Here is a 26,996-nt window from a genome sequence, read left to right as displayed (position 1 = left end):
ACTATGGAACACAGCTTTCTTCATTGTATTAGTATGTAAATACCATTTTCCCAGATTTCAAAGCTATTTTTCTTGACCACAGCCATTTGTTTGTAGTACTGTCATCAAAATAATATATGGCACCTTTTGTTGGATCCGAACCATGAAGTGCTTCATAGGCAGCTTTTTTGGAATCTTCTGAAGCTGCTTTATTTATCCATCCATTTTCTACAGGAGTGAATTGATAGTATTTATCAGATTTTTGATATATTATATCCTTTATTGTGGATGGAAAATTCGAATTATGTATTCTGTTTATAACAACTGCTGCCACACCTACTTTGGCTGTGTATGGTTCACTCTGAGCCTCTGCATTAACCAGTCTTGCCAGTAGGTCAAGATCACTTGAACTATATGGAACTACAGGTTGGGATGAATTTAAATAGCTTGTACTATTAAAGATATGTCCTGACGGTATATTTAACACCTGACCGGGATAAATATAATTGCCTACACTGCTATTTGCTGCTTTTAATGTATCTACAGATACGTTGTATTTTTTAGATATTAGATAGAGACTGTCAGAAGCTTGTACAGTATAAATTTTGGAATCCACCTTTAATACTTGATTTGGATATATTTCAGTAGATTTAAGATTATTGCTTTTAACTAGGGAGTCTACACTATTTTTAAATAGTGTACCTATTTTAAATAGAGAATCACCTGATTTTACTTTATAACTAGCGGCATGTACTTGGGTAACACACATTGTAGAAAGGGTTGCTGCAAATAATATAGTTCTAACTTTTTTGAAATTCATTATAATATCCCCCGTATTCTATCTTTGGTAATTTAGGCTTGTCTATAGTTCACATTTTAACAATACGAGGAATTCATATCCATATTAAATGGCTGGGGGTAGTACTATAATAATCCAATAAAGTAATATTATATTTATATGAAATAAAATAATACCCGGCAGATAGTATATCCACCGAGTATCATTCCAATTGTGAATTGTGCATTGTCAATTGTGCATTGATTTAAGTACTGCATTCATGCTTCCTGTTTTATAACCTAGAATATCCAAAGTTACATAAGTAAAACCTAATTCCCTAAATTTGTTTCCTACCTTGTCCATAAGACTTAAATCAAAGAATTTAGATCTTTCCTCTGGAGCCACTTCAATTCTTGCAATTGTATCATGACATCTTACCCTAACCTGCCTAAAACCTAAATCCAGTAGAAATTGTTCTGCATCTTCTACCATTTTAAGTTTTTTGCTTGTTATTTTGTTTCCGTAGGGAAATCTTGAAGATAAGCAGGCAAATGATGGCTTGTTCCATGTTGGAAGATTCATTTCCCTGGAAAATGTTCTAATATCATCTTTGGTAAGCTTTGCTTCTTTTAAAGGACTTACAATGCCAAGTTCTTTTGCAGCTTCCATTCCAGGTCTGTAATCTCCTGTATCGTCAAGATTTGAACCATCAAGTACATAATTAATATCGTTTTCTTTTGCTATATTCCTAAGTTTAGAAAATAATTCCTTTTTACAATAATAGCATCTGTTAACTGGATTTTTAGCATATCCCTCAATATCCAGTTCTTCTGATTCTATGATTATATGTTTCACTCCCATGGACTTGGCGTATTTCCTTGCTTCATCAAGTTCTCGTTTTGGATAGGTGGAAGAAGTTGCAGTTATTGCAATTACATTGTCACCTAAAACATCATGTGCAACTTTCAAAAGAAAAGTACTGTCAACACCACCTGAAAATGCAATGGCAACACTCTGTAATTTCTTGATATTTTCCTTTAGTGTATCTAATTTTTTGTGCATGTTTTCACCTCAAAATATTATCTTTAATTATATATTGTTTATTAATTATATCATATTTTGACTATTTATTTTTTGATATTTGATTTTTAAATTTTAAATATATATCGGGATTGTCATCTACAAAATTTATAAAATTGTTGAAACATTGTATAGTCTGTTCATCTATAGTATGTTCCATCTTTTCAGTTTCTTCCAGTATATTATTTTCATTCACACCTAGTATTTTTAAAATTTTTGCTATAGTATTATGTCTATCTATTAATTTCCTTGCTATTTTTATTCCTCTGTCTTCAAGTATTATAACTCCATATTTTTCATATTTTAAAAGTTTTAATTTGGATAGCTTCTGTATCATTTTAGTAACTGAAGGAGGCTGAACATTTAGAGCCTCTGATAATTCATTTACCCTTGTAAAGTGGGATTCCATTGATAATCTGTATATCATCTCCATATAGTCCTCCATAGAGGCGGTTAAAACATTATCATCTTTTTTCATATACTCACTAAAAGTGAAGAATTTATTTTCATTCATAAAAACACCTACTCTAACTATAAATGGTAGTAAAGTATATGTTTCCATTTATTTTTATATGTTAAATACATTGACAACAACTATAGTCTAGTGTACTATATTAATAGTTCACTAGACTATTATAAAAATATGGAGGTAAAGAGATGATAGAAGTAAAAGGCGTTTCAAAAATCTATACAATGGGTAAAGAACAAGTTACGGCACTTGACAATGTAAATCTTACAATAAAAGATGGTGAATTTGTGGCAATAGTAGGACCCTCTGGATCAGGAAAATCTACTCTCATGCACCTTGTTGGTGGATTGGATACACCGACTTCAGGAAGTATTGTGGTTAACGGAAAAGATATAAGTAAATTAAAGGACAAGGATATGTCTAAATATAGAAATCAGACTATAGGATTTGTTTTTCAATCTTTTAATCTGGAAAACACCCAAACTGCTCTTGAAAATGTAATGATGCCTTTGATATTTGCAGGAACAGGAAACAGGGAAAGAAAATTAAAAGCAAACAGAGCTCTGGAAATAGTAGGGCTTCAGGATAAAATAAAGCATAAACCAAATGAAATGTCAGGTGGGCAGAGGCAGAGAGTGAGCATTGCCAGGGCACTTGTAAATGAGCCCAGTATAATTTTTGCAGATGAGCCTACGGGAAATCTGGATTCTAAAAATGGCGAACTCATAATGAATCTTTTAAGTGATCTTAACGAAAAAGGATATACCATAATTATGGTAACGCATAATATGGAAGAAGCTAAAAAGGCCAAGAGAATGATAAAAATAAGAGATGGCCAGGTACAGGAGGTATCCAGGGATGAAATTTAAAGACGGATTGAAAATTGCCTCAAGGGATCTTGGAAAGAGAAAGGGAAGAACATTTTTAACAGCTCTTGCAGTGGCAGTAGGTACTATGCTGATAGTTACTCTGGTAAGCCTGGGTACTTCCGGTGAAAAACTGATTCTGGGGGAAGTTGAAAAAAGTTCTTCATTGAAACAGGTACAGGTAGCAAATATGAAGTATTTTGATATTTACAGCGACACTGGAGGTGATACTGATGAAAGTGAGATGTTCAAAAAGATAGATGACAGGGCAATAGATAAATTTGGGAGTATATCTGGAGCGGAAATTGTCCAGGGCTTTGTAGGAGTTAATGTAGATAATGTGGAAATAGAAAATAAACATAATAAAGGTGAAACTTATATAACAGCATTGAATAATAATACAAGCTATTTTAGCAATGTAGATATTGAGTCGGTGAGAAAAAACAATAATAATGAAAATCTTGTTCCAATTATTGCAGGAAGGAACTTAAAGAGTTCAGATAAAAATGCAGTACTTGTAGGGAAAAAGTATCTTGTAAATATGGGGATAAAAGATTATAAAAGTGCCCTTGGAAAAGATATAAATATTACTGAAAGCAAGACTGAAAATCAGAATATAGTATTAAAACCACTTCGGGTTAAAGGAAAGATAGTTGGGATAATAGGCGATAAATTTGAAAAGGAAAATAAAATAGTAGCATCTTTGGACATGACATCACAAATTTTAAGTTATTATTCAATGCAGAAAGATTATTTAAAAAATGAGGGATATGATTTTGTTGTCATAAATAGTAGTAATACGGACAACATTTCACATATAGGAAATGAAGTAAGGAAAACCGGATATCTTTATGTAAGCTATCAGGATATAATTCAAAAAATAGAAAGCTCATTTAGGATAATAAAGATAATACTTGCCGTTCTCGGGTTGATAGTTCTTTTTGTAGCAGCTGTTGGTATTGTAAATACCATGATTATGGTTATATACGAGAGAACCAGATCTATAGGAATCATGAAATCCATAGGTGCAACCAGAAAAGACATACACAGTATATATATTATTCAGTCGTCCATAATTGGTTTCTTTGGAGGAATACTTGGGCTTGTATTTAGTATTGTTAATTTAAATATAATCCAGTTTGGACTTAAGATATTTCTCGAAAGCAAGAAAATAACTGAGACTATAAACTTTACAATGCCACTTTGGCTTGCGTTTGGTACACTGGTATTTTCTATTGTTATTTCTATAATTGCAGGGATATATCCATCAAGAAAAGCATCCAAGATGGATCCTATACAAGCTTTAAATTCATAAGAAGGGAATGATTTATATGAAGTTGGCAGATTGTTTAAAAATGGCATTTAGTGATCTTAATAAAAGAAAACTTCGTACGGCTCTTACGTCATTCGGCATAGCAGTAGGAGCAATGCTTGTAATATTAATGGCTGGGCTTGGACAGGGAATTCAACAAATAGGGTCTGATCAGATAAAACAGATGGATACTATGAGAATAATTAAAGTAATCCCAAAGACTACAAAAGGGAAAGATAAAATAATAGCTGAAGATATACTTGATAAGTTTAAAAAGGTAAGTGGAGTAGCAGGTGTTAGTGCTTCTATTGATACTGAAGTGGGAGAAGTAAAATTGGGAAGCAGAACAGGCAAAAAGGTAAATGTCCAGGGAAATAATCTGAAATTCAATGTTTTTATGGACGCAAAGCAAAATGAGATTAAATCTGATAAAAAAAAGGTTAAGAAATATGGATATAGACCAATAATAGCCGGAGATACAATGACACGGAAGAATATGGACTCTGTACTTGTTGGGCAGACTTATCTAAACAGGATAGGAATAAAAGATTACAAAAGTGTTGTTGGAAAAGAAATAGATGTAGTTGTTTCATTTCCTGAGATTCCAGGTGCCCCAAAGAAACAACCACTTTTAATAAAGGCTAAAATAGCTGGAGTAGTTAATAAATTATATGATAATGGAAGTAATGTAATTACTACATCAGATTCAATAGCTGCAAGAATTCAAGAATACTATATGTCCGAAACAGATTATATAAACAAAAAGGGATATACTACTGTAAATGTTGAGGCCAAAAACATGTCAGATGTAACTAAAGTGGAAAGTGCAATTAAAAAAATGGGATATGAAACACAGTCTCAGGCAGGTTATGCGGATAGAATGAATACGATGTTCACTATAATAAAGGCAATTTTAATTGCCGCAGGAGCAATAGTGCTTATTGTAGCATCCATAGGAGTTGTAAATACAATGACCATGTCAGTATATGAGAAGACAAAATCAATAGGTATAATGAAGGCACAGGGAGCTTCTAAAAAGAGTATACGTACAATGTTCACCGTGCAGTCGGGAAGCCTTGGATTTATTGGAAGCATTGCAGGTATTGCAATAGCTTTAATATTGGGTGGTATTGTAAACAAGGTAGTTGCAGCATATAAAATAGGTGGTATGGAAGCAGGAATGAAAATAGTTGACATAAGAGCTTCAGTTCTTGCATTTACAATTATATTTACAATATTGATATGTGTAATAGCAGGAATAGTTCCAGCAAGAAGGGCGGCAAAATTAAACCCGGTAGATGCATTGAGATGCGACTAGGTAGTTAACGATTTACAGTTAACAATTCATGATTCACAATTAGTTCATAAATAAATTGTGAATTGGATTTTGTGAATTGATTAAAAATTGGGTATAATAATAACTAGAGTATAATTTATATTTCGAGTTTAATGGAATCTCTCTAAATTGTAAACTGTGAATTGTACATTGTAAATGATAAAAGGGGAGTGAATTTATAATGAGTTTTTTGGAACTTGCAAAGAAACGTTGTTCGGTACGTAAATATCAAAATAAAAAGGTAGAAGATGAAAAACTTCTGAAAATTCTGGAAGCAGCTAGAATTTCACCTACAGCTGCTAATAAACAGCCTGAAAAGCTTATTGTTGTACAGGAACAAAAAAATCTTGACAAAATAAAAAAATCAGGAAATGTTTACAGTGCTCCATTGGTTATAATAGTAACTTCTGATTGTACACAATCATGGAAAAGACCATATGATAATAAAGATATGTCGAATATAGATGGAAGTATAGTGTCAACGCATATAATACTTCAGGCTGTAGAACTAGGACTTGGAACTATATGGGTTGAGCATTTTGACCCTGAAATATTGAGAAAAGAGTTCAATATACCAGAGAATATAGTTCCGGTAAGCATTATAGGTATAGGTTATGCCGATTGCAAACTTGCTTCCCCAAACAGACATGATACTGAACGCAAGTCTCTGGACGAGATTGTAGTAAAAGAAACTTTTTAATATCATATTTTTTAAAAACCCGAAACTTTGGAAGCTTCGGGTTTTTAACTCAAATTTCTCATATATTAATCAATGAGTACTATTTGAGTTGAATACTACTTTAAAATTCCCTTTTCATTATGTATAATTAAATAAAGAGCAGGGTTAAAAGAGCAAATATCAACTAAATTTGAGCCTTAATATTTGAACTTTGATATTTGAACTTTGAACTTTAATAAAGGTGGGATTACATGTCAAATAAAAATGCAATTATAGGATTTATTGGAACAGGTGTAATGGGTAATAGCATGGCATCAAATCTATTAGCTGGTGGATATAATCTGCTTGTATATAATAGAACCAGGTCAAAGGCTGATAACCTTGTGAAAAATGGTGCCAGGTGGAAGAATAGTGTTGAGGAACTTGCCAGGGAATCAGATATAGTAATTTCCATAGTTGGATATCCTAAAGATGTGGAAGAAACTTATCTTGGTGAAAATGGAGTAGTCAATAATGCAAAACGTGGAAGTACAATAATAGATATGACAACATCCAAGCCATCATTGGCAAAGAAAATATATGAGGAAGCTAAGAAGAAAGGTTTATATTCACTTGATGCTCCAGTATCAGGTGGTGATGTAGGGGCTAAAAATGGCACTCTGTCAATTATGGTAGGCGGTGACAGGAATGTATTTGAAAAAGTTAAGCCGATTTTTGAACTAATGGGAAAAAATATAGTGCTTCAGGGGCCGGCAGGTTCAGGACAGCATACCAAGATGTGTAATCAGATAGCTATAGCAGCTAATATGATGGGAGTATGTGAAGCCATGGCATATGCTAAAAAATCAGGTCTTGATCCTGAAACAGTACTCAAAAGCATAGAAGTTGGTGGAGCAAGCAGCTGGTCTTTAAGTAACCTGGCACCAAGGATGATAAAAGGGGATTTTAAACCCGGATTTTATGTCAAGCACTTTATAAAAGATATGAATATAGCTTTAGATGAGGCTAAAAATATGAATTTGGAGACTCCGGCACTTAAACTTTCCAAATCACTGTATGATGAACTTCTATCTGAAAATAAAGGTGACTGTGGAACCCAGGTGCTCTATAAATTACTGGATAAATAGTATCTGAAATTTATTGTCTGCAAGAAGGTAGTAAAGGAGGTACTAAGGTGTTAAAAAAAATTCGCAATATAAATTTGATATTTTTTACTGCTCTATTTATTTTCATAGGACAAACTGTTTACGCAGAGGGTAACTCTAGTTTATGGAATAACGGGGCTATTTCTAAAGTTAGCGATGATAAAGTATGGACTATAACTTTTAATAGACCGGTTGATATAAATGATGCAAGCAATTATATTAAAGTATATGAAACCAAAGATGATAAAAATGTAGATATTAATATTTCTGAGAAAGACAAGAATACTATTATCGTTTCTGCAAAAGATCAATATAAGAATGGACAAAATTATGTATTGGATGTGTCTGATGATCTAAAAGATATCTATGGAAATAAATTAAATAAATCTGTAAAATATAATTTTTCAATAGATAATGATAATTGTATAAACATAAATAGTTATAATGACTATTATAATATATTGAAAAATGCACTGGAGGATTATAGAAGCCAGCTTGTATTAAATATACAAGATTATGACAGTAAAAGTTATGATTTAAATGTTATAAATAATATTATGAATGATTATCCTGAATTGAGATTGGGATATGAAAGTGCTACCGGTACTATTGAATACAGTAATCCAGTTAAAATGACTATAAATTTTAAATACAGTGATACAAAGCAGAATCTCATACAGAAGAATAATGTACTCAATAAAAAAGTACAGGATATAGTAAATGGTGTTACCAATTCCAGTATGAAGGATTATCAAAAGGAACTGGCACTTCATGATTATGTTGTAAACAATGCTAAATATGACCAGAGAGATGAAAATGGAGGAATTCCTGATGATTCATATAATGCCTATGGTATTTTGATAGATGGAGTTGGAGTATGTCAGGGATATGCAGATGCAATGTACAGGCTTCTTAAAGCAGCAGGCATAGAAAACATTATGGTTATAGGGCAGGCAAATAATGGAAGCGGCTTAATTGGACATGCATGGAATATAGTAAAAATACAGGGAAAATACTACAATTTGGATTCAACATGGGATGATCCTGTTACTGACAATGGTACAAATGTACTTTCCCACTTATATTTTAATATAACAGACAAACAACTTTCAGTAGATCATAAGTGGAATGAATCAAATTATCCTAGCTGCAACAGTACCGATTATAGTTATTCTAAAATAGTAAGTTTGCAGAAAAATATAAAATCCACAATAAAATAAATAAGCATGGGATTTAATCCCATGCTTATTTATTTACTAATTGTTTTTTGACATTTGCTTTGATTTTTCAGTACAAGTATTTATTGCATCAATTACTGCATATCTGAAATTATCCTTTTCCAGTATACGTACTGCATCAATTGTAGTTCCTCCAGGGGAACATACATTGTCTTTTAATTCTCCTGGATGCAGTCCTGTCTCAAGTACCATTTTTGCAGATCCAAGCACTGCCTGTGCTGCAAATTTATATGCACTTTTTCTTGGCATGCCTTGAAGTACTGCAGCATCCGCCATTGCTTCAATAAACATGTACACATAGGCTGGAGATGAACCACTTACACCTGTTACAGCATCTATTAGTTTTTCATCAACTATTTCAGATTTACCACAACTGTTGAATATATCAACAATTTTATTTATATCATCATCATTTATAGTTTTGTTAAAACAAAGTGCTGTCATTGCTTCTTTAACTAATGCAGGAGTATTTGGCATTGCTCTTGCTATTTTTACCTCTTTTTCAAACAGAGCTTCTGTTCTCCCTATAGATATTCCTGCAGCAATTGTTGCTATTATTGTATTTTTGCGTATGTAATCTTTTATTTCAGAAATTACCTCTGGATATTTGTTTGGCTTTACAGCAAGTATGATTGTATCTGAAACTTTTGCAACTTCTATATTGTCTGTAGTTGTTTCAATTTTGTATTTGTCATGTGCTTCTTTTAGCTTGGACTCCGAAGGATTGCTTACAATGATATCTTCAGGTAGAAGAGTTTTTGAACTTACAACTCCACCTATAATAGCCTGTGACATATTTCCGCATCCGATTAAACCAAGTTTTTTGTCCATTAATCAACACTCCTTGAAAACTTATGAATTTTTATGATATAATTTTTAAAACAGGTGTATAACTCATAGACTTAATTATACATCAAAAATTAAAAAATAGGTGAAATATATATATGAATAATAGACAGCACTACTTAAAAAATGTCAAAAGAGTTGTAATAAAAGTTGGAAGTTCAACCCTCACTTACGAGAGTGGACTTTTAAATTTATATATGATAGAACATCTTGTAAGACAGATTTCCGATTTACATAACAGAGGATTGGAAGTTGTACTTGTTACATCAGCAGCGATAGGTGCAGGCATAGGAAAACTTGGACTTAAAAAGAAACCCACAAATGTTGTGGTAAGTCAGGCGGCAGCTGCAGTTGGACAGGGAATTTTAATGAATACATATGAAAAATTTTTTTCTGAATATGGAAAGACTGTGGCACAGATACTTATTACAAAAGATGATATAACTCAGGAAGAAAGAGTTACAAATGCAAAAAATACCTTTTGTGAACTTCTTGAAAGAGGTGTTATACCCATAGTCAATGAAAATGATGCAATTATAGTAGATGAGATTAAATTTGGAGACAATGATACACTGTCCGCAATGGTGTCATCCCTTATAGACGCTGATCTTTTAATTCTTCTTTCAGATATAGATGGATTGTACAATGATAATCCTAAGGATAATCCCAATGCTGTCTTGATAAACTGTGTAAGTCAAATAACAGATGAGATAGAAAGTTGTGCAGGAGGAGCTGGAAGTCAGCTTGGTACAGGAGGAATGGTAACTAAAATAAGGGCTGCTAAAATTGCCACCTCAGGTGGAGTGCCCATGGTAATTGCAAAAGGTGAAACTCCCGATATAATCAGGGATATAATATGCTTTAAAAATGTAGGAACATTATTTCTGCCAAAAACACAATAAAATGGAGGGGTATATTTGAACATAAAAGAATATGTTGTAGGAAAATCCAGGCTTGCTAAAAAAGCTTCCAAAAAGTTGTCCTATGAAAGTACTTTAGTTAAAAACAAGGCTCTTCTAAATATGAGTGAAGCTATCTTGAAAAATAGAAACTATATAATAGAGGAAAATAAAAAGGACGTGGAAAATGCCAGAAAAAAGGGTATATCACCATCATTAATCGACAGACTCATGTTAAATGATGAAAGAATAGAAGGTATGGCCAAAACTTTGAAAGATACTGCTGCACTTCCAGATCCAATAGGTGAAGTTACAAAAATGTGGAAGAGGCCAAATGGTCTTAGGATAGGAAGGACTAGGGTCCCACTTGGAGTTATAGGAATAATTTATGAGGCAAGACCTAATGTTACAGTAGATGCATCAGCTCTGTGTATAAAGTCCGGAAATGCAGTTATATTAAAAGGTGGAAGTGAAGCAATAAATTCAAATATGGCCATATACAACGTAATATCAAAAGCTGCTTCTGAGGCGGGACTTGAAGATGGATCAATACAGCTTATAGATATTACAGACAGGGAAGCTGTCAATGTAATGATGAAATTAAATGAATATATAGATGTGCTAATACCAAGAGGAGGAGCCGGACTTATAAAGAATGTAGTCAAAAACTCTACAGTACCGGTTATAGAAACGGGGCTTGGAAATTGCCATGTATATGTAGATGAAGATGCGGATTTTAAAATGGCCGAGGATATAATTATAAATGCTAAAACTCAAAGGCCTGGAGTGTGCAATGCAATGGAGACCCTTCTCGTTCACAAGGGCATAGCAGCACAATTTCTGCCGCATCTCTGTGACAAACTGAAGCATATTGGTGTTGAAATAAGAGGATGCAGCATTACACAGAAGATTGTTGATGGAATAGTTCCAGCAGTTGAAGATGATTGGGCAACTGAATATCTGGATCTAATTCTTGCAGTAAAAGTAGTATCCTCTATAGATGAAGCTATGGATCATATATATAAATATGGTACAAGACATTCTGAAGTTATTGTAACAAATAGTTATGCTAACTCTGAGAGATTCTTAAAAGAAGTGGATGCTGCAGCTGTTTATGTAAATGCATCTTCAAGATTTACCGATGGTGGACAGTTCGGTTTTGGCGGCGAAATAGGCATAAGCACCCAGAAACTTCATGCCAGGGGGCCTATGGGATTAAATGAATTGACTACGGGAAAATATATAATCTATGGCAGTGGCCAGATAAGACAATAGAATTTACATTAATTGAAAATTTACCTTGTGCAAATATATTTGTGCAGGGTTTTTTTATATAAATCTTTGTTATGGTATTGACAAAAATGTGAAATAATTATATTATTTATTTGATAGTGATATTCATTATCAAATAAATCAATGAGGTGATTAATATATGTCAAAAGTAAATATAATTTATTGGACAGGCACAGGAAATACAGAATCCATGGCTAACTTAATTGCAGAGGGCGCTAAAGAAAAAGGAGCCGATGTAAATCTTATAAATGTTTCAAGTGCAAGTGAAGCTGATGTAAAAGATGCAGATGTTGTAGCTCTTGGATCGCCAGCCATGGGTGCAGAAGTTATTGAAGAGTCTGAAATGGAACCTTTTGTTGAAAGTATATCCGGGGCTGTTTCAGGTAAAAAAATTGCCTTATTTGGTTCCTATGGATGGGGTGATGGTGAATGGATGAGAAGCTGGGTTGAACGAATGGAAGGGTATGGTGCTAATTTGGTGAATGATGGGCTTATAGTAAATGAAGCACCAGAAGGTGAATCAGAAGAAGAATGCAAAAATTTAGGTAAGGAATTGGCTTCCTGCTAAAAACATATATTGTGATATTGTTTAAGATATTATATAAAAAGCATTTACGCAGATGTAAATGCTTTTTTAAAATAAATATTTAAATTGTTAAAATAGACTTGAAACTTTATTCTGCACGAGTTATAACTATACCTCAAAATATTATTTGGAGGTATAGTTATGGATAAGGATTTTGAAGACACTGTTAAATATTTTATGGAAAGGAGAATAAGTAAAATTTTATTGAATTTGAAAAACAATGCAGAATACAATGAATTAAAAATCAGATCAAGAAATATTGAAAATAAAATTATGAATAAGTTAAATTCAGAAGAACAAAATCTATTTATAAAATATGAAGATATTTTAGATGAACAATTAGATATTGCAATGGGAAAAATATACAAAACCGGTTTTGAAGATTCTATTAAAATTATAAATGGAATTAAAAATATCAAACATATGAAGCTATAATTAGTTTGGAAGAGCTCCTTAGAGCTCTTTTAGTTTTCTCCTAGAAGAAGCCAGTTCAAACTTATATTAAGGGCTCTTGATATTCCTACTATTTCATAATCTGCAACGAATCTATTTCCAGATTCTATCCTTGATATGGAAATTCTATCAAGTTTAATATTCATAAGTTCCAGTTTTGCGGATAGATTGTCTTGAGTTAAGGGAGGATTATGGGATAATCTAGCTTGTTTGACTCTTAAACCAACTATGTTTTTATTTCCATCATACCAATATATTTTCAATATTCTTCACTCCTAAGTTTAAAATGCAATTATAATAATTGATTCTACATTGTTAAAATGCTATAATGTTGCTAAAGATGAACATAAAGGGTATATTTAGCATTTTTATGTAATAATTTGTAAAACAACTCAATATAATATACACTGATATTAAAAATACTTAATTAAATTAATTATTGTATCAGCAATAATAGCATGTGTTGTTTAAATGGTTTTCAAACTATTTTATAAATGATTTTTCAAATTGAACTTTGAATAATTGCATTAAAAGTTTGTTAGGTGAAGAGGTGAGAAATATAGAGTTATAAACTAAATATGGGGGGATATAATGAATCTTTTGAAAAATGTCAAGGTTGGAATAAGAATTGTTTTATCTTTTATAATAATGTCACTGCTAATTATCTTAGTCAGTGTTATGAGTATTTATGCGCTTACGGCAGTAAATACTAATTCAAAAAGTATGTACAATACTAATTTTAAAGGCATATACATATTATCAAATATCAAGGAAAATCTAATGCAAAGCAATACGGATTTATTAAAACTATCATATCAGAAAGACACTTCACAAGTAATCGACATCAAAAAGGATCTGGATAATACTAGAGTTAATGATGAAAAATACAGTGCACAATTTGACAAGATATCCAAGAGCCAGGCAGAAAAGAATCTATGGATAAATTATAATAAACAACTTGATGTTTATAGAAATGCTAGACAAAGTGTAATAAATTTATCACAAAGTGGCAAATATGCTGAGGCACAATCAATATTTGTTAATAGAATAAATCCTATAATAGAAGGTATGGATAAAAATATTAATAAACTCATTAATATCAGTGATAATGCTGCCAATAACTCCTATTTAAATAATTATTCGGTATATTATAAAAATAGTGTAAATATGCTCATCATCATGGCAATAGGAATATTATTGGCAATAGGAATAGGAATTTTAACCTCAAAAGACATAAATAAGTCATTAATGCAAATTGTGGAGATATCAAAAAATTTATCAGAATATGATTTTTCACACGAATATAAAATAGATAGGGAAGATGAATTTGGAAAGGCGAAAAAAGAACTTGTTAAAGCCCAGGAAAACATAAAGCAACTTGTAAAAAACATTTTAAATGATTCACAGAATATGAGTTCTGCCAGTGAGGAACTTTATTCTACAGTAGAAGAACTTACTTCAAAATTTGAGGAGATAAACAGTTCAACAGTTTCAATATCAGAGGATGTTCAGGAAAGTGGTGCTTCTTCTGAAGAAATTAGTGCCTCTATTCAGGAAGTAGATTCCAGCGTTAATGAACTTTCCCACAAGGCTGATGATGGAAATAATAAATCCCAAGCAACCAAACTTAGTGCTATTGAGATAAAAGAAAAAGTTAAAGATTCTATAGAAAAAATTAAAAATTTAAGCAATAAGAATAATGAAACAATATTGAAGGCAATAGAAGAAGGTAAAGTAGTTGAAGAAATAAAAGTCATGGCCAATACCATTGCGTCAATTGCAGAACAGACTAATCTTTTAGCATTGAATGCCGCTATAGAGGCCTCAAGAGCAGGTGAAAGTGGAAAGGGATTTCAGGTAGTGGCAGGAGAAGTTAGGAAACTTGCAGAGCAGTCACAGCAAGCAGTAAGTGGAATACAAGGTACTATTTCAAAAGTTCAGGATGCATTTGGCAATCTTTCAAGGAGCAGTAAAAATGTATTGAATTTTATCAATGATGATGTGAGTTCACAACTTCAATCTTTCAAAAATATTGGAGATAAATATTATGATGATGCTGATTTTATAAGCAGTATGTCTGAAAATATTTCTTCTATGTCACAACAGATTACAAACACCATAAGTCAGGTTAGCAAAGCAGTACAGAGTACAGCTGGAGTAGCACAGAATGCTTCACAGAATGTAGAAGTTATAAAATCCAGTATTAATGAGGCTTCCCAGGGAATGACACAGATATCAGAAACTGCACAAGGTCAGGCAGAAATGGCAGAGAATCTTAGTATAATGATTCAAAAGTTTAAAATTTGAATAGTTCGGTTAATGTTTGGGAAGATCATTTGAGTCTTCCCTTTGCAGTTACATGATCAATAGATATTTTTATTATATTTGTCTTTGAAACAGCCCTATCTATGTAAATATTGCCTTCCTTTTCAAATTTGGGAGAATACTTTTGAATAAATTCATATAAAACCTTTTTCTTTTCATCTTCATCTGATATAGAAGATGCCTGTCCAAAAGCTACAGCACTTTTATACTTGGTAGTAAATTTATTTGGAATAATCTCTGCCTTTCCAACTACACAAAAGCAAACTTTATTGTTGATTTTTATATTATCAATTTTATTTCCTTCAAACGCACAGTGAAAATATATGCTGTTATTCCAATATACATAGTTTAGGGGAATAGCATATGAGTAATTATTTTCTCCTGTAGTTGCCAAAATTCCATATTCACCACTATTCAATATATCCTTGATTTCATCATTGCCCAATTGTCTTTCCGATTTTCTCATGTTTTTAAACATATTGTAATTATCACTTCCTATATTAATCATTTTAGTATTAGAATATATTTTATCATATTTTATCTATTTTAACATTATAAAAAATTTTATATATTGTTTATAAATTGATACTTTTATTGCTGATAGATGTAGTATATTATATTATTGGAAATGCTGATATAATTATATTAAAATTAGAAAAGGAGTTTTGAATATGAAGTTAAAGATGGGTATAAGTAAACTGTTGACAGTATTTATGATATTGACTGTAGTAATATCCATAGCTGGAAATAGAGTATATGCTGATTCCTATAAAGTTGTTACATTGGGAGGAAATCTTACAAACAGTCAAAAAGAGGACATGCTTAAGTATTTTGGAGTAAGCAGGCAGGATGCAGATGTTATAGAAGTAAATATTGATGAAGAGAAAAAATATTTAAGTGATGTAGCCAGCAGCGATCAAATTGGTACAAAATCAATATCCTGTGCTTATGTAGAGCCAACTACAGGTGGAGGATTAAATGTATCTACACACAATATATCATGGGTAAGCAGCAGTATGATAAAAAATGCATTGATTACTGCAGGAGTCAAGAATGCCAATGTAAAGGCGGCAGCTCCGTTTACCGTATCAGGTACTGCAGCTCTTACAGGAATTTTAAAAGGATATGAAACCAGCAGTTCAGGCAGTAAAATTGATGAAAACAAGAAAAAAGTTGCAAATGATGAATTGATGACTACAGGAGACATTGGTGACAAAATAGGAAAAGACAAGGCGGCGGGGCTTATGAATGACATTAAGAAACAGGTTGTTCAAGATAAGCCAAAAACTGAAGCAGGAGTAAAAAAGATAGTCGAAAATGTGACAAATAACTATAATATAAATTTAAGTGACGGGGATATCAATAAGATAACTTCAGTTATGAACAAAATAAATGGTTTGAATTTGAACTTTGGAGAAATACAGGGTCAATTGAATGGTGTTACCAACCAACTAAAGGATAAGCTGTCAACTCCAGAAGCACAGGGTTTCTTTTCTAAAATAGGAAATGCTATAAAAAGCTTTTTTGCAAATATTTTTGGGTAACCGTTACTTATAAAATTTTTCCAGGTAGTTGTTACCTGGAAAAATTTTAAATTCAACTAACTACATTTATAGGATTGCCATCTATAAATGACTTTATATTTTTTCCAAGAAGTTCGATTAATCTTTGTCTTGATTCAATACATTTACAACCTATGTGAGGAGTCAATATAACGTTTTCCATGGAGAAAAGTGGACTCTTTGTGTCAAGTGGTTCTTTTTCCTGAACATCTAAAGCTGCACCTGCAATTATATTTTTGCTTAAAGCTTCTATCAAATCCGATTCTTTTATTATAGCGCCTCTTGCAGTGTTTATAATGAAAGATGAAGTTTTCATCATCTTAAGTTTGTCTATATCTATGAGATGCTTTGTATTATCAGTAAGTGGACAGTGAATTGTTACAAAATCACTTTCTTTGAGAAGCTCTTCCAAAGAAACAAATTTTACATCTTTAATAGGTTTTACACTCCTATTGTATACGAGTACATTCATTCCCAAACTCAAAGCGGTTTTTATTACACTCTGTCCTATAGCTCCTGCACCAATCACTCCAAGAGTTTTATTCTTTATTTCAAAATGAGGAACTTGAAGATCTTTTGTAAAATTATCGAAATTATTTTGTTTTATCATAGTCTGTTGAAGAGCCAGAGAAGAACTCAAGCTGAGCATAAAAGTAATAGCCAGTTGTGCTACAGCATCTGTACTGTATCCTGGAACATTGCATACTGTGATATTCTTTTTCTTTGCAGCTTCCATGTCTATATTGTTATAGCCTGTACCGGCTTCACATATGAGTTCTACTGTAGATGGAAACTTTGATATTAAATCTGACCCTAAAGGAAGTTCTTTTGTAACTACTATGTTTTGATCCTGAACCCTGTCCAAAATTTCATTTTCAGTGCTTGTATCATATCTTGTAACTTTTGTGAAACTGTCAAGATTTGAAAAGTCCATTTTGTTGTCAAAGTTCAATTTTTTAGCATTTAGAAATACTGTATTTTTCATATTATACCCCCTTGATATTAGCATTCAAATTAAGTATAACTTCTTCAAAAAATAATGTCAAAATATTTAAATATTGTATTATAATATTCATAAGGAAAAAAAGTAAGTTCAATTGAAAAAGGAGGAAAATTTATTTTGAAAAGTTTGGTTGTTTATATTTCTACAGAGCATAAAAATACTGAAAAAATTGCGAATAAAATTGCAGGAGAACTAAAAAGTGATATTGTGAACGTTGAGAATATAAAATTAGATGAACTGGATAAATATGATTTAATAGGATTTGGTTCAGGTATATTTTATGGAAAGTTTCACAAGAGGCTTCTAAAATTAATAGATGATATGCCTGTATTTAAAGATAAGAAGGTATTTATATTCTCAACCAGCGGGCAGGGAAAAGTTGAATACAACGATTCATTAAAGAATAAATTAGTTGAGCATGGATTTGATGTTGTAGGAAGCTTTGCTTCAAAGGGTTTCGATACCTATGGACCATTTAAGTTATTTGGAGGAATAGCAAAGGGAAGACCTAACGAGGATGATTTGGAGGCAGCTGGAGTATTTGCACATAATCTGCATGACTAATGAAGAAAATTGATGGGAGGTAATAGCTTTGAAAATTGAAAACTACAAGGTTGAAACATTTGTACCCGGGGAATATGTAACAGAGTTGAGAGAGAGTTTAAATGAAATAGGAGCACTCAGTATAGGAGGAAATTATGACAATTGCATGTCTGTATCCAGAGTTATAGGATACTGGAGACCGCTAAAAGGTGCAAATCCATTTGAAGGAAAAATTGGGGAGACAAGTAGTGAAGAAGAATGTAAGGTGGAATTTTGCTGTAGAAGCAAGGTGGTTGAAAATGCCATAAAAACTATAAGAAGAGTCCATCCTTATGAAGAACCCGTTATAAATGTTTTTCCACTATCAAATCTGGTTAAATATTCAGATAATAACAGTTCACAATTGTAAATTGGCAATTGTGAACTGTGGATTGTGAATTGTGAATTGACTAAATCATGGATAAAAAATATTCATGAAATTTCAAATCTTCTGTAAGTTCTGGATGAAATGAAGTTACAAGGACGTTGTCATGCCTGGCGGCAACTACATTTTCCCTTATAGTGCACAGCCTTTTTACATTATCACCTAAATGCGTTATAAAAGGAGCCCTTATGAAAACCAGGGGTATTTTAAAATCAGATACCTCAGGAATAAGTGCATAGTCACGGAAACTGTCAATTTGACTTCCATAGGCATTTCTCCTTACAGATATGTCTATTACAGAAAGATAGCTTTTGCTGTCCTCAATTGAATTTGCCAGAAGTATCATACCTGCACATGTTCCCCATACAGGAAGCCCATTTAATATTTTTTCTCTCAATGGCTGCATCATTTTTGTGATTTCAAGCAGCTTTCCCATAGTAGTACTTTCACCACCTGGAAGTATGATGCCGTCGATTTCATCTAGTTGTCTGCAATCTTTTATTTCTACGGCATCAGTTCCAAGAGATTTTATATGGTCCATATGTTCCTTTACGCCGCCTTGAAATGACAGTACACCGATTTTCATACTACCATCCTCTTTCTGCATATTTTTCTTCTATGTCTTTTATTTCAATTCCAGACATTGCAGTTCCAATATCTTCAGAAGCTTTTTCAACTTTTTCAGCATCATTATAATAAGTGGTAGCAAGTACAATTGCTTTTGCTCTCTTTTCTGGATTTTCAGATTTAAATATTCCAGATCCAACAAATACACCTTCAGATCCGAGTTGCATCATTAATGCTGCATCTGCAGGAGTTGCAATTCCACCTGCAGCAAAATTTACTACAGGAAGTTTTCCATTTTCCCATACATATTCTATCAGATCATAAGGTGCTTGAAATTCTTTTGCAAGAGTCATAAGCTCCTCTTTTCCTGCACTTTTAACCCTTTGGATTTCATCTGACATTGTCCTCATATGAGTTACAGCCTCAACAACATTTCCTGTTCCAGCTTCGCCTTTTGTTCTTATCATTGATGCACCTTCACCAATTCTTCTAAGAGCCTCTCCAAGATTTCGTGCCCCGCATACAAAAGGTATTTTAAAATCCTTTTTATTTATGTGATAAGAATTATCCGCAGGAGTTAAAACTTCACTTTCATCTATGAAATCTACATTTAATTGCTGTAGAATTTGTGCTTCTACGAAATGTCCTATTCTTACCTTGGCCATAACAGGTATTGATACTGCATTTTGTATTTCCATTATCATTTTAGGATCGGACATTCTTGCAACGCCACCTTCTTTTCTTATATCAGAAGGTACTCTTTCAAGAGCCATAACTGCACAAGCTCCTGCTTTTTCAGCAATAATTGCCTGTTCTCTGTTTACTACATCCATTATTACGCCGCCCTTTAACATCTGGGCAAGATTTTTGTTTAATTCATATTTTGCCATAATTGTTCCTCCAATATCAATTATTATTATGTTGATGCTAATAATTGTATATGTAAAACAATTATTTGAAAAATGTACCCATACATTTATTAGTTAAAATATTATCAACTACTTCAAAAAATTATTGACAAGGCTTGTTTTAAAAGTATAGAATATAATTAAATCTTTAGTAATAGATTTTCTGTTACTTAGGATATACTAAAAATCTATGCCAAATTGTAAAGAGTATTCTGAGCAAGATGCTGATAGAACATATTTATTGTGAAAATATATTGTTATATATTTGACATTATATTTTTCTGTGAATTAGTTAAACTTTCAGCATTGCCTGGAGAGTTTAATTTTTTTATTTTAGGGAGGAAATATAAAATGGAAATAGATAAAAAGTATTTGGATCCTAATTTTAAGGATTTCATTGATGATGATAAAATATGGGAGCAGTTAAATGCAGCTAAAAATCCGGAAAAAAGTGAAATAAGGGCCATATTTGACAAGGCAAGATCAAAAGTCAGGTTGGAACCTGAAGAAACTGCAAAATTGCTTCAAATAGAAGATGAGGATCTTCTTCAAGAAATGTTTGCACTTGCAAGGCAGATAAAAGAGGAAGTATATGGAGAAAGAATAGTATTTTTTGCTCCATTATATGTAGGAAATAAATGTAGGAACAATTGTCTGTACTGCGGTTTCAGGCATGACAATAAATCAATAGACAGAAAAACTCTTACCATGGATGAACTTGGTGAAGAAGTAGAAGTACTGGAAAAATCAGGCCATAAGAGATTGATACTTGTATATGGAGAAGATGACAATTATGATGCGGATTTCATAGCCAAGACAATTAAGAAAGTATATGCCACAAAAGTTGGAAGAGGAGAAATAAGAAGAGTTAATATAAATGCAGCTCCACTGGATGTACCGGGATATAAAAAATTACATGAAGCGGGTATTGGAACATTCCAGATATTCCAGGAGACATATCACCACGATACTTATAGAAAATTGCATCCAGCAGGTGATAGAAAGGGAAATTATGCATGGAGACTCTATGGACTTGACAGGGCCATGGAAGCAGGAATAGATGACCTTGGTATTGGAGCATTGTTTGGACTATATGACTGGAAATTCGAAGTAATGGGACTTTTATATCATACAATCCATTTTGAAAAAACTTTTGATGGAGTAGGACCACATACAATATCTTTTCCACGAATAGAATCAGCCTTAGATGTACCATTTACGCTCAACCCCAAATATAAAGTTTCAGATGATGATTTTAAAAAGCTTGTGGCTATTTTAAGATTATCGGTTCCATATACGGGTATGATATTGACGGCAAGGGAGAGTACAAAAGTAAGAGAAGAAGTGCTTCCACTTGGAGTGTCACAGGTAGATGCAGGTTCAAGAATAGGAATAGGAGGCTATGCAGAGTATGACAGGGGTTTGATACCTGAAAAAGAACAGTTTCAACTTGGAGATATGAGAAGCCTCGATGAAGCTATAAGAGATGTGTGCAAACAGGGATGTATTCCGTCTTTTTGTACTGCCGATTATAGATGCGGAAGAACTGGATCTCATTTTATGAGTATAGCAAAGAAATCATTAATTCATAATTTCTGTATTCCAAATGCAATTTTTACATTCAAGGAGTATCTTTTAGATTATGCATCACCTGAGACTAAAACTGCAGGAGAGGAAGTCATTAACAAGACCATAAAAAAATTTGATGCAGCAAAGCAGAAAATTATAAAAGATAAGTTGCAGCTTATCTCAGATGGAAAAAGAGACATTTATATCTAAAGTGCATAGTTCAAAGTGCATAGTTCAAATTTGAACTATGATATTTGAACTTTGTACTTTAGATTTTGTGCAAGGATGAGGTTGTGTATGGATAAAATGGAGTTTAAAAAATTTATAGAACATAATTTGAAGGAAGTACTTGAAGCAGGAGATATAAAAGAGGCTTTTAAAATACTATGTGAGAATACAGTGGCCTATTATGAAGGAACTCAGGTGGTTTTTTCTCAAAAATTCACCAAAAGAATAGAGTATATAATTGGAGCGGGAAAAGAGACCTTTATGCCCCAGGAGAAGATAGAGTTGAATGACAAATATACTGTATTTCTCCAAAGTTTTGAAAATGTGTCTGACTATGAAAAAGATATTTTAATTTCTCTATTTAAATTATGTGTAGTCATTAAGTAAAATAAGTATAATCTATTTGGATTCAAATAGATTATACTTATTTTTATATGGATATATTAGCATCATATGGTATTTTGTGTTGTAATTATTACATAAAAATGATTATTAATTCCAATTTCGCTTATAAATTGTGAACTGAATTGGAGATTTATTAAACACTATTATCTTGGTGATCCAAATGAAATTGCACTTAAGCAGGGGAAGGTGGCAAACCAAGGAAAAGTAAAGTAAAATATCAAAGTAAAAAGTTCAAATATGGAGATTTTCGGTCCATACCGAAAATCTCCATTATTTGAACTCCATTATTTGAACTCCATTATTTGAACTCCATTATTTGAACTCTATCTAAGTCCCAGGCCTTTTCTTTTAGCTAGAACTATTTCTTCAAGTTTGTCAGCAGCCTTTTTAATGTCACCTTCAATAATTAATTTTCCTCCAGTTAGACTTTCCATGTCTTCTGTAAGTAATTTTGAAACAGTTTCACTTCCATCTATAAAAGGTGAAATTGCAAGATGAAGTGGAAGTCCAAGGGACAATCCAAAGCATCCATCTGCAAGAGCCTGTTCTTCCAACCACTGAGGAGCTGAAAGCACTAATGGAAGAGCTGGAATGTCTATATTCAAATATTCAGCTAGTTCCTTTGCTACAATTTCAAGCCTTCCTATAGCAAGGCATGGACCAAAATTTAGTACAGGAGGTATTCCAAGACTTTCACAAACTGCCCTTAAATTTGAACCTGCAAGTTTTGAAGCTTCGGGAGACATCAATCCCACATTTTCAAGCCCCCCACTTGAGCATCCTGCGGACAGTACTATAATGTCTCTTTTTATAAGTTCCTTTGCAAGTCCAACAGTAAATACATCATGACCTTTTGCAGTAAGATTTGAGCAGCCTACTATTCCTGCAACTCCCTTGATCTTGCCTGCAGCAATTAAGTCAACTAATGGTTTCCAGGTTCCTCCAAGAAATTCTTTAAGTGATCCTTCGCTTACGCCCGTTATAACATTATCAAAACCGTGATTTTCAGGTATGTTTATCTTTATTTTAGGACGTCTGTCTAAATAACTCTTTATTGATTCGTCTATTATATGATTGCTTATTTCCTTTCTTTTATCGAAGGAATACTCTACATATTCTGCATTCGATTTTTTGGCTACATCATCAACACATATCATTTTTACCATGAATTTATCTGAGACAGGCTCTATTCCTGGAAGTGTACAGTTGAATTCTGATACTATGGAATCTATGCCGCCAGTTGCAATTAGTGCTTCACTGGTAAAGTTGTTGCCTGCATGTCCTGAAAATACATCCTTGTAATGCTCTCCTCTTAATTGAAGATCCTGGCCTACACATGTGCATCCTACAAGTTTGAAACCTTTGGCTCCGGCTTTCTGTGCTTTTTTTATTACTTCAGGAGTTGTAAGAATATCTTCAAGATATGATATGATTGATTGTTGGTGACCTGTTACCATTATATTTATATAGGAAGGGTCAACTACTTTGAATCCTACTTTAGCTGGCCTTATTGAAGGTTCTCCAAGTAGAATGTCGTTCAGTAGGTTTGTAAGGGTAAGTCCATAAATTCCTGTACTTATTCCAAGATTTAAACAGTTTACCATCATGTCCTTGGCATCACTGTTCAAATTTGTAGAGGTTTTTACTATAGCATCAAATACTTCGGATTTTGCTCCTCCAGGCATTATGCCCAATTTTTGCCAGTTTTCAATTCTAGGAGCATAGCCTAATTTATTCACCAAATCCATTTTTTCAAATCTAGGTTTGTACAAATCGCTCAATACTTTATCTGCTACCAATACAGCTTTCTTATGAATATCTGCCTCTGATATTCCAAATGTATCCGCAAGTCTGTTAAGTGCAGCTTCTCCTTTGATTTTTCCATTTGATTCACCAGTAGATTTTAAATTCCTGGCAGTATTTTCAACTACATGAAGATAACATGCAGTACCTGCTGCTACAGCCCTTAAAAAATTTCTTGCAACTATTGTATCGGCAGTTGCTCCGCATATTCCTCTAGGAGATTTCTCACTTATTCTACAGGGACCATTTGCACAGAGTTTACAGCATACACCATTTTTCCCAAAGTTGCATTTATACTTCTGACTCTCTACACGATGAAGAGAAGTCTCTATATCCAATGTTTCAATGAAATCTTCCAATACCTTGTCTGCCGAATTACAAATACTACAACTTTTACAATTTTCCATTACAATACCTCCTGAAATTATACCATTACAGTATACTTTAATGGTATAAAAAGTTATTAAATTACTAATATCAATATATAAACTATATCAATATAGTATACTTTTGCTTACTAATATATACCTTTTATTAAAATTTGTCAAATATAAGTCTTATTTAAAAATAATTTGCATAAATTATGTACTATAATATATAATAACGTTTGAAGTTAGAACTTTTAGTTAATGGTACCTTCTGCATTATTTTTTAGAAGGTTTTTTTTCATAAATTGAATAACTTAGCATATATTTTGGAGGTAAAAAATGAAGCATAAAGATATAGATAATGAAGTATATGATGTAAATTCTTTAACTTCACTTGAAAAACTTGAACCAGTTAGAGTGAGACCTGGAATGTATATAGGGTCTACAGGCAGTAAAGGACTTCATCATTGCATATGGGAAATTCTAGATAATTCTATAGATGAAATTTCAAATGGGTTCGGTTCCTGTGCATCTGTTATTTTGAACGAAGATGGTAGTGCAACTGTAACTGACAATGGAAGGGGAATTCCAACAGGGGTACATCCTTTAAAGAAAAAGACAGGAGTCGAAATGGTATTTACCGAACTTCATACCGGCGGCAAATTCAACAATGATGTCTATAAAACCTCTGGAGGCCTTCACGGAGTCGGCGCAGCAGTTGTAAATGCACTTTCAAAATGGATGGAAGTAGAAGTAAAACAAAAAGGGCATATATATAAACAGAGATTTGAATATTCCTACGACGAATCGCTTGGGAAGGATATGCCGGGGACTCCTGTAACAAAACTCAATCAAATAGGAGAAACTAAAGATACAGGAACCAAAGTTACATTCATGCCGGATTCTGATGTGTTTTCCACTGTTGAATTCAAATTTGATATAATAGATGAAAGATTAAAGGAACTGGCATTTCAAAATAAAGGCGTCACATTAAAATTAATAGACAGAAGAGGACATGAGGAAATTCAGAAAGAGTATCACTCGGAAAGAGGGCTTCTGGACTTTATAGAATATTTAAATGAAAGCAAAACACCGCTCCATAAGGATCCCATACTGTTTCAGGGTGAAAGACAGGTAAATGACATAAAAATGCAGGGAGAAATATGTATTCAATTTACCGATTCAACTACTTATCATATAGCAAGCTATGTAAACAACATCCCAACTACAGAGTCGGGAACTCATGAAAGCGGATTTAAAACTGGAATGACAAGAGCATTTAAGGATTGGGGCAAAAAGCTTAACCTGGTAAAGGAAAAGGAATTTGAAGGAGACGACTTGAGAGAGGGAATGACAGCCATAGTCAAAATCAAGATAAGCAATCCTGTATTTGAAGGACAAACCAAGACAAAACTTGGAAATACAGAAGCCTATACCATGATGAATGATCTTTCCTACACAAAACTTTCAGAGTGGATAGAGGACAATAAAAAAACAGCGGCTGTCATAATAAACAATGCACTGGATTCAGCTGCAAGGAGAGAAAAAATAAAGAAGATAAATGATGCGGAAAAAAAGAAGATAGGAAAAGGAGCTGCACCTCTTGCCGGGAAAATTGCAGTGTGTACTTTGAAAAATTCTTCATACTGTGAGTTTATAGTAGTGGAGGGTGACTCTGCAGGAGGATCTGCCAAACAGGCAAGGGATAGAAGATTTCAGACTATAATGCCATCCAAGGGAAAAATCATGAATACAGAAAAACAGAAACTGGAAAATGTTTTGGGAAGCGAAGAATTGAAAATATTCAATTCAGCTGTAGGAACCGGTATACTTGATAACTATAATGAGAAAGATTTAAAATATGACAAGATAATAATAATGAGTGATGCAGACGTAGATGGTTATCATATAAGAACCTTGTGGATGACATATATATATAGATATATGAGAAAACTTATTTCAGATGGTCACCTGTATATAGCACTTCCACCTCTGTATAAAGTCTATAAAAATACTAAAAACAAGCAAATTGTTAAGTACGCATATAGTGACCAACAGCTTTTAGATGCAAAAAATGAAGTAGGCTCAGGTGCACTTATACAGAGATACAAAGGCCTTGGAGAGATGAATCCGGATCAGCTCTGGGAAACCACACTGAATCCTGAAACAAGGACACTTCAGCAGATAACTATAGAAGATGCTGCAAAAGCGGAGAAGATGGTTTCGCTTCTTATGGGAGATGTTGTAGCACCGAGAAAGAAGTACATGTATAAATACGCACAGTTTTAGATAATGCACAATTCACAATGTAAAATTCACAATGTAAAATTCA

General features: G+C 32.9%; 27 protein-coding genes. 17 read left to right on the top strand and 10 right to left on the bottom strand.

Annotated features, from left to right (window positions below; genetic code table 11):
• Window positions 1-28 precede the first annotated feature (28 nt).
• The 3 genes from J418_RS0107165 to J418_RS0107155 form a co-directional block, all read right to left on the bottom strand.
• Window positions 29-799: a cell wall hydrolase gene (locus J418_RS0107165; protein ID WP_017895244.1), complete on the bottom strand. Its 771-nt coding sequence runs from the start codon at window positions 797-799 to the stop codon at window positions 29-31.
• A gap of 207 nt (window positions 800-1,006) precedes the next feature.
• Window positions 1,007-1,819, bottom strand: a complete 813-nt coding sequence (gene larE, locus J418_RS0107160; RefSeq protein WP_017895243.1) for an ATP-dependent sacrificial sulfur transferase LarE — start codon at window positions 1,817-1,819, stop codon at window positions 1,007-1,009.
• 61 nt (window positions 1,820-1,880) lie between these two features.
• Window positions 1,881-2,351: a metal-dependent transcriptional regulator gene (locus tag J418_RS0107155; RefSeq protein ID WP_017895242.1), complete on the bottom strand. Its 471-nt coding sequence runs from the start codon at window positions 2,349-2,351 to the stop codon at window positions 1,881-1,883.
• Window positions 2,352-2,494: 143 nt separating this feature from the next.
• Here J418_RS0107155 and J418_RS0107150 point away from each other — a divergent pair, with 143 nt between their 5' ends.
• The 6 genes from J418_RS0107150 (at window position 2,495) to J418_RS0107125 (ending at window position 8,864) form a co-directional block, all read left to right on the top strand.
• Window positions 2,495-3,175, top strand: a complete 681-nt coding sequence (locus J418_RS0107150) for an ABC transporter ATP-binding protein (RefSeq protein WP_017752603.1) — start codon at window positions 2,495-2,497, stop codon at window positions 3,173-3,175.
• On the top strand, window positions 3,165-4,487 hold the full coding sequence (locus J418_RS0107145) for an ABC transporter permease (RefSeq protein ID WP_017895241.1): 1,323 nt from the start codon (window positions 3,165-3,167) through the stop codon (window positions 4,485-4,487). Before J418_RS0107150 ends, J418_RS0107145 begins: the two co-directional genes overlap by 11 nt.
• A gap of 16 nt (window positions 4,488-4,503) precedes the next feature.
• Window positions 4,504-5,802 (top strand): ABC transporter permease, encoded by a 1,299-nt coding sequence (locus tag J418_RS0107140; RefSeq protein WP_017895240.1) that lies wholly within the window; start codon window positions 4,504-4,506, stop codon window positions 5,800-5,802.
• Between the two features lie 199 nt (window positions 5,803-6,001).
• Window positions 6,002-6,520 (top strand): nitroreductase family protein, encoded by a 519-nt coding sequence (locus tag J418_RS0107135; protein WP_017752606.1) that lies wholly within the window; start codon window positions 6,002-6,004, stop codon window positions 6,518-6,520.
• A gap of 230 nt (window positions 6,521-6,750) precedes the next feature.
• Window positions 6,751-7,626 (top strand): NAD(P)-dependent oxidoreductase, encoded by an 876-nt coding sequence (locus J418_RS0107130; RefSeq protein ID WP_017752607.1) that lies wholly within the window; start codon window positions 6,751-6,753, stop codon window positions 7,624-7,626.
• Between the two features lie 47 nt (window positions 7,627-7,673).
• Entirely contained in the window at window positions 7,674-8,864 is a 1,191-nt protein-coding gene (locus tag J418_RS0107125; protein WP_017895239.1) for a transglutaminase domain-containing protein, read from the top strand.
• 36 nt (window positions 8,865-8,900) lie between these two features.
• Here J418_RS0107125 and proC read toward each other — a convergent pair whose 3' ends face one another.
• Window positions 8,901-9,713 (bottom strand): pyrroline-5-carboxylate reductase, encoded by an 813-nt coding sequence (gene proC, locus J418_RS0107120; RefSeq protein ID WP_017895238.1) that lies wholly within the window; start codon window positions 9,711-9,713, stop codon window positions 8,901-8,903.
• 113 nt (window positions 9,714-9,826) lie between these two features.
• On the opposite strand from proC, the gene proB reads away from it, so the two are divergent.
• The 4 genes from proB to J418_RS0107100 all read left to right on the top strand — a co-directional run bounded on the left by proB (window position 9,827) and on the right by J418_RS0107100 (window position 12,941).
• Window positions 9,827-10,630: a glutamate 5-kinase gene (gene proB / locus J418_RS0107115; RefSeq protein ID WP_017752610.1), complete on the top strand. Its 804-nt coding sequence runs from the start codon at window positions 9,827-9,829 to the stop codon at window positions 10,628-10,630.
• A gap of 15 nt (window positions 10,631-10,645) precedes the next feature.
• Entirely contained in the window at window positions 10,646-11,902 is a 1,257-nt protein-coding gene (locus J418_RS0107110) for a glutamate-5-semialdehyde dehydrogenase (RefSeq protein ID WP_017752611.1), read from the top strand.
• A 157-nt stretch (window positions 11,903-12,059) separates the two neighbouring features.
• Complete coding sequence (locus J418_RS0107105) at window positions 12,060-12,488, top strand: flavodoxin (RefSeq protein WP_017895237.1); 429 nt, start codon at window positions 12,060-12,062, stop codon at window positions 12,486-12,488.
• A gap of 159 nt (window positions 12,489-12,647) precedes the next feature.
• Window positions 12,648-12,941 (top strand): DUF6809 family protein, encoded by a 294-nt coding sequence (locus J418_RS0107100; protein WP_017752613.1) that lies wholly within the window; start codon window positions 12,648-12,650, stop codon window positions 12,939-12,941.
• Between the two features lie 29 nt (window positions 12,942-12,970).
• Here the strand turns inward: J418_RS0107100 and J418_RS0107095 are convergent, their stop codons facing one another.
• Window positions 12,971-13,222 carry a helix-turn-helix domain-containing protein gene (locus J418_RS0107095; RefSeq protein ID WP_017895236.1) on the bottom strand — a complete coding sequence of 84 codons (252 nt, stop codon included), beginning with the start codon at window positions 13,220-13,222 and terminating at the stop codon, window positions 12,971-12,973.
• 328 nt (window positions 13,223-13,550) lie between these two features.
• Between J418_RS0107095 and J418_RS0107090 the strand changes: the two genes are divergently transcribed.
• Window positions 13,551-15,266, top strand: coding sequence for a methyl-accepting chemotaxis protein (locus tag J418_RS0107090; RefSeq protein WP_017895235.1), 1,716 nt, complete (start codon window positions 13,551-13,553; stop codon window positions 15,264-15,266).
• A 25-nt stretch (window positions 15,267-15,291) separates the two neighbouring features.
• On the opposite strand, the gene J418_RS0107085 is transcribed toward J418_RS0107090, so the two are convergent.
• Window positions 15,292-15,762, bottom strand: coding sequence for a pyridoxamine 5'-phosphate oxidase family protein (locus J418_RS0107085; RefSeq protein ID WP_017752616.1), 471 nt, complete (start codon window positions 15,760-15,762; stop codon window positions 15,292-15,294).
• A 193-nt stretch (window positions 15,763-15,955) separates the two neighbouring features.
• On the opposite strand from J418_RS0107085, the gene J418_RS0107080 reads away from it, so the two are divergent.
• Window positions 15,956-16,828 (top strand): DUF1002 domain-containing protein, encoded by an 873-nt coding sequence (locus tag J418_RS0107080; protein ID WP_017895234.1) that lies wholly within the window; start codon window positions 15,956-15,958, stop codon window positions 16,826-16,828.
• Between the two features lie 52 nt (window positions 16,829-16,880).
• Here the strand turns inward: J418_RS0107080 and J418_RS0107075 are convergent, their stop codons facing one another.
• On the bottom strand, window positions 16,881-17,831 hold the full coding sequence (locus tag J418_RS0107075; RefSeq protein ID WP_017895233.1) for an NAD(P)-dependent oxidoreductase: 951 nt from the start codon (window positions 17,829-17,831) through the stop codon (window positions 16,881-16,883).
• Between the two features lie 135 nt (window positions 17,832-17,966).
• On the opposite strand from J418_RS0107075, the gene J418_RS0107070 reads away from it, so the two are divergent.
• Both J418_RS0107070 and J418_RS0107065 read left to right on the top strand, forming a co-directional pair.
• Entirely contained in the window at window positions 17,967-18,413 is a 447-nt protein-coding gene (locus J418_RS0107070; protein WP_017752619.1) for a flavodoxin family protein, read from the top strand.
• A 28-nt stretch (window positions 18,414-18,441) separates the two neighbouring features.
• On the top strand, window positions 18,442-18,801 hold the full coding sequence (locus J418_RS0107065; protein ID WP_017752620.1) for a YqfO family protein: 360 nt from the start codon (window positions 18,442-18,444) through the stop codon (window positions 18,799-18,801).
• Between the two features lie 40 nt (window positions 18,802-18,841).
• On the opposite strand, the gene pdxT is transcribed toward J418_RS0107065, so the two are convergent.
• Window positions 18,842-19,402: a pyridoxal 5'-phosphate synthase glutaminase subunit PdxT gene (gene pdxT / locus J418_RS0107060; RefSeq protein ID WP_017895232.1), complete on the bottom strand. Its 561-nt coding sequence runs from the start codon at window positions 19,400-19,402 to the stop codon at window positions 18,842-18,844.
• A 1-nt stretch (window position 19,403) separates the two neighbouring features.
• A complete protein-coding gene (gene pdxS / locus J418_RS0107055; protein ID WP_017752622.1) occupies window positions 19,404-20,273 on the bottom strand; it encodes a pyridoxal 5'-phosphate synthase lyase subunit PdxS in 870 nt (289 codons plus the stop codon).
• Window positions 20,274-20,642: 369 nt separating this feature from the next.
• On the opposite strand from pdxS, the gene hydG reads away from it, so the two are divergent.
• Together hydG and J418_RS0107045 are read left to right on the top strand one after the other, a co-directional pair.
• Window positions 20,643-22,070, top strand: coding sequence for a [FeFe] hydrogenase H-cluster radical SAM maturase HydG (gene hydG / locus J418_RS0107050; protein ID WP_017752623.1), 1,428 nt, complete (start codon window positions 20,643-20,645; stop codon window positions 22,068-22,070).
• A gap of 87 nt (window positions 22,071-22,157) precedes the next feature.
• A complete protein-coding gene (locus J418_RS0107045) occupies window positions 22,158-22,475 on the top strand; it encodes a hypothetical protein (protein WP_017752624.1) in 318 nt (105 codons plus the stop codon).
• 341 nt (window positions 22,476-22,816) lie between these two features.
• Here J418_RS0107045 and cooS read toward each other — a convergent pair whose 3' ends face one another.
• Complete coding sequence (gene cooS / locus J418_RS0107040) at window positions 22,817-24,703, bottom strand: anaerobic carbon-monoxide dehydrogenase catalytic subunit (protein WP_017895231.1); 1,887 nt, start codon at window positions 24,701-24,703, stop codon at window positions 22,817-22,819.
• A gap of 300 nt (window positions 24,704-25,003) precedes the next feature.
• Between cooS and J418_RS0107035 the strand changes: the two genes are divergently transcribed.
• Window positions 25,004-26,953 carry a DNA gyrase/topoisomerase IV subunit B gene (locus J418_RS0107035; protein ID WP_017895230.1) on the top strand — a complete coding sequence of 650 codons (1,950 nt, stop codon included), beginning with the start codon at window positions 25,004-25,006 and terminating at the stop codon, window positions 26,951-26,953.
• Window positions 26,954-26,996 lie beyond the last annotated feature (43 nt).

This window comes from Clostridium tyrobutyricum DSM 2637 = ATCC 25755 = JCM 11008, assembly GCF_000359585.1.
Classification (GTDB): Bacteria; Bacillota; Clostridia; order Clostridiales; family Clostridiaceae; genus Clostridium_B; species Clostridium_B tyrobutyricum.
Note: the sequence above shows the minus strand (reverse complement) of the source record. Positions and strands in the feature narration are given on the sequence as shown.

Excerpts from the sequence above, each read along its gene's own strand:
- J418_RS0107085 (WP_017752616.1), bottom strand. The coding sequence starts at position 15,762 with ATGTTTAAAAACATGAGAAAATCGGAAAGACAATTGGGCAATGATGAA.
- J418_RS0107155 (WP_017895242.1), bottom strand. The coding sequence starts at position 2,351 with ATGAATGAAAATAAATTCTTCACTTTTAGTGAGTATATGAAAAAAGAT.
- J418_RS0107165 (WP_017895244.1), bottom strand. The coding sequence starts at position 799 with ATGAATTTCAAAAAAGTTAGAACTATATTATTTGCAGCAACCCTTTCT.
- J418_RS0107080 (WP_017895234.1), top strand. The coding sequence starts at position 15,956 with ATGAAGTTAAAGATGGGTATAAGTAAACTGTTGACAGTATTTATGATA.
- pdxS (WP_017752622.1), bottom strand. The coding sequence starts at position 20,273 with ATGGCAAAATATGAATTAAACAAAAATCTTGCCCAGATGTTAAAGGGC.
- proC (WP_017895238.1), bottom strand. The coding sequence starts at position 9,713 with ATGGACAAAAAACTTGGTTTAATCGGATGCGGAAATATGTCACAGGCT.
- proB (WP_017752610.1), top strand. The coding sequence starts at position 9,827 with ATGAATAATAGACAGCACTACTTAAAAAATGTCAAAAGAGTTGTAATA.
- hydG (WP_017752623.1), top strand. The coding sequence starts at position 20,643 with ATGGAAATAGATAAAAAGTATTTGGATCCTAATTTTAAGGATTTCATT.
- J418_RS0107090 (WP_017895235.1), top strand. The coding sequence starts at position 13,551 with ATGAATCTTTTGAAAAATGTCAAGGTTGGAATAAGAATTGTTTTATCT.
- J418_RS0107045 (WP_017752624.1), top strand. The coding sequence starts at position 22,158 with ATGGATAAAATGGAGTTTAAAAAATTTATAGAACATAATTTGAAGGAA.
- larE (WP_017895243.1), bottom strand. The coding sequence starts at position 1,819 with ATGCACAAAAAATTAGATACACTAAAGGAAAATATCAAGAAATTACAG.
- J418_RS0107105 (WP_017895237.1), top strand. The coding sequence starts at position 12,060 with ATGTCAAAAGTAAATATAATTTATTGGACAGGCACAGGAAATACAGAA.
- J418_RS0107150 (WP_017752603.1), top strand. The coding sequence starts at position 2,495 with ATGATAGAAGTAAAAGGCGTTTCAAAAATCTATACAATGGGTAAAGAA.
- J418_RS0107035 (WP_017895230.1), top strand. The coding sequence starts at position 25,004 with ATGAAGCATAAAGATATAGATAATGAAGTATATGATGTAAATTCTTTA.
- J418_RS0107145 (WP_017895241.1), top strand. The coding sequence starts at position 3,165 with ATGAAATTTAAAGACGGATTGAAAATTGCCTCAAGGGATCTTGGAAAG.
- J418_RS0107100 (WP_017752613.1), top strand. The coding sequence starts at position 12,648 with ATGGATAAGGATTTTGAAGACACTGTTAAATATTTTATGGAAAGGAGA.
- cooS (WP_017895231.1), bottom strand. The coding sequence starts at position 24,703 with ATGGAAAATTGTAAAAGTTGTAGTATTTGTAATTCGGCAGACAAGGTA.
- pdxT (WP_017895232.1), bottom strand. The coding sequence starts at position 19,402 with ATGAAAATCGGTGTACTGTCATTTCAAGGCGGCGTAAAGGAACATATG.
- J418_RS0107130 (WP_017752607.1), top strand. The coding sequence starts at position 6,751 with ATGTCAAATAAAAATGCAATTATAGGATTTATTGGAACAGGTGTAATG.
- J418_RS0107140 (WP_017895240.1), top strand. The coding sequence starts at position 4,504 with ATGAAGTTGGCAGATTGTTTAAAAATGGCATTTAGTGATCTTAATAAA.
- J418_RS0107135 (WP_017752606.1), top strand. The coding sequence starts at position 6,002 with ATGAGTTTTTTGGAACTTGCAAAGAAACGTTGTTCGGTACGTAAATAT.
- J418_RS0107075 (WP_017895233.1), bottom strand. The coding sequence starts at position 17,831 with ATGAAAAATACAGTATTTCTAAATGCTAAAAAATTGAACTTTGACAAC.